This window comes from Roseovarius halophilus (ex Wu et al. 2025) (assembly GCF_047086965.1).
Genome location: NZ_JBKOTX010000418.1, coordinates 1 through 1,954 on the forward strand (window position 1 = coordinate 1; position 1,954 = coordinate 1,954).

Below are 1,954 nucleotides of genomic sequence, written 5' to 3' on the forward strand. Positions count from 1 at the left end.
GCTTACGCACCTGCCAGCATCACCCTACGATACAACATCTGGTGCGGTCGTCCGGTAACCGGAAATGCAACCCACCCACACAAAACGCGAAGAAGCCAACTTTTGCCGCCCCAAATGCGTGAGTTTGTGAGCGCGGCGGAAGAGAGCGACACTGTTATCATGTATGCTACGCCTGAAATTATAGAAGAACTGAGAAACATCGCCCGCATTGTTGACGAGCCCAAAAGACAAATCCAGCTTACGGCGCGTGTGGTGGCGCTGAAACAGAGCAGCTTGTTGCAGCTTGGCAATCAAGTAGAGTTTCCTGAAATTTTGGCTGGAGCCGCCTTTTCTGACCTTCCAGACTCTGAACTTTGGGAATTCCGCGTTGGTTACTCTGTTTCCCGGTCCTTTACAAATGCGCTCAACCTGAGACTTTCTCTGCTCGCAGAGAATAATGATGCAACGATCGTGGCGTCACCCGAGGTGACGACGCAGAGCGGAAGCCCAGCTGAGATACGCGTGACCACAGCAGAATACTTCCAGCTTGCGATCGAGCGAGATGGATTTTTCTCCGCCGATCTTCAGCAAATCGAAACTGGTACCATTCTCACGGTTACTCCATCCGTCGTGAAGAGTGGTGCGATCGAACTCGATATTGAAATCGAGGTCAGCGATGTGGTGTCGCGCAATGAAAATGATCTTCCGGTAGTTGTATCAAGGCGGGCGTCCACGCTTGTTGAAGTGGATGATGGCGGGACGGCAACCGTCGCCGGCCTTGTCGATACGCGAACGTCGAGCTCAAACAGGGGTGTACCCGGCCTGCGGCGCCTGCCGCTTCTGGGCCGAGGTTTTTCTCAAGATAACTTCAACCACGAGGTGGCCCAAGTTGCCATATTTGTGACTGCCGAGCTTGGTGGGCATGACAGTCGGTCGCTTCGGCAACTTCCAACCGTGGATTTCGAAAGATTGGATGACGGAGCATTCCAGGATGAGCTGAAGATGCTTCTTGGTGCGGGGAACTGAGGCGAGAATAGATGCGGGCCATTTTTATCTTTTTTGCTCTCGCGTTAGGGGGCTGTTCGGTTGCGGATCCAGTGGTGAGAGCTTCGGAGGAGTCCGTTGGGCCGTTAAATGGTGGGCAAGCTGTTATCCTTGGAGCGCAGGATGTCGTCGATGTTCTGGGCTTGGCTGGTCTCGATAAGACCGATATCCTTAAAAACGGCGTTGAATTCCGGCGAAGTCTAGCCACAAACGGTGGTGCTTCCATTCGAAAGAACGGCCAAGTGGTGGCACTTTTTGCTGTGTTCGATGACGAGATCTATGTGTCCAGTGTAAAGCGTGGGAACTTCCGGGTCGTTGTTCCACCTCGCTACCGTTGAAGGAGGATGGGCGAACTGCGCTAGGTGCTTGTCTTACGCTGAACCCGGCTCCTGGGATATAAAGGAGCCGCTGCCCGGCACCTCAAACATGCCGTGCAGCGGCGGCGGCGGGATCGTAACGTGTTTGGCCGTGAAGGACCGTTTGGGAGTATGATCAGCCGCCGTCTTCACCAAAGGTAAGCGCGATCTGGGGTCCACCTTCTTCTGACTTATGATTTCTGGGATTCCGTCCCTGTCTTGGAACTGGGAAGGAGTTTCTCTGTGGAGGATACGCTGGAGTTTTTCCGGTCGGGCGGAGCGGATAGCTCCGCTGCAGGTCGGCGGCGGTGGCCTGACGCGCTCAAGGCGCAAATCGTGGCGGAGACGCTTGAGCCGGGTGCGACGGTTCGCGGTGTTGCCGCGCGCCATGGGCTGCGCGCGAACCGGCTCTCGGAATGGCGGCGTCTTGCGAAGGACGGCAAGCTGGTTCTTCCGGCGGCGGAAGGGCCCCCCGGGTTCGCGCCGCTGATGCTGTGCGATGATGGGCATCCCGACGCGCCGCCCGAGGCCACATCGACCGCGGGCGCGCCTTTGATTGAGATCGCGGTCGGCGA

The 1,954-nt window shown here is 56.7% G+C and carries 3 protein-coding genes; all 3 read left to right on the forward strand.

The features are described from left to right. A partial coding sequence (locus ACH107_RS32355; RefSeq protein ID WP_412509709.1) for a type II secretion system protein GspD occupies nt 1-1,005 on the forward strand: 1,005 nt, incomplete at its 5' end. Between the two features lie 11 nt (nt 1,006-1,016). After that, nucleotides 1,017-1,361 carry a hypothetical protein gene (locus tag ACH107_RS32360; protein ID WP_412509710.1) on the forward strand — a complete coding sequence of 115 codons (345 nt, stop codon included), beginning with the start codon at nt 1,017-1,019 and terminating at the stop codon, nt 1,359-1,361. A gap of 261 nt (nt 1,362-1,622) precedes the next feature. Next, a partial coding sequence (gene tnpA / locus ACH107_RS32365; RefSeq protein WP_412509711.1) for an IS66-like element accessory protein TnpA occupies nt 1,623-1,954 on the forward strand: 332 nt, incomplete at its 3' end.

Coding starts and splice junctions, on each gene's coding strand:
- ACH107_RS32360 (WP_412509710.1), top strand. CDS start 1,017: ATGCGGGCCATTTTTATCTTTTTTGCTCTCGCGTTAGGGGGCTGTTCG.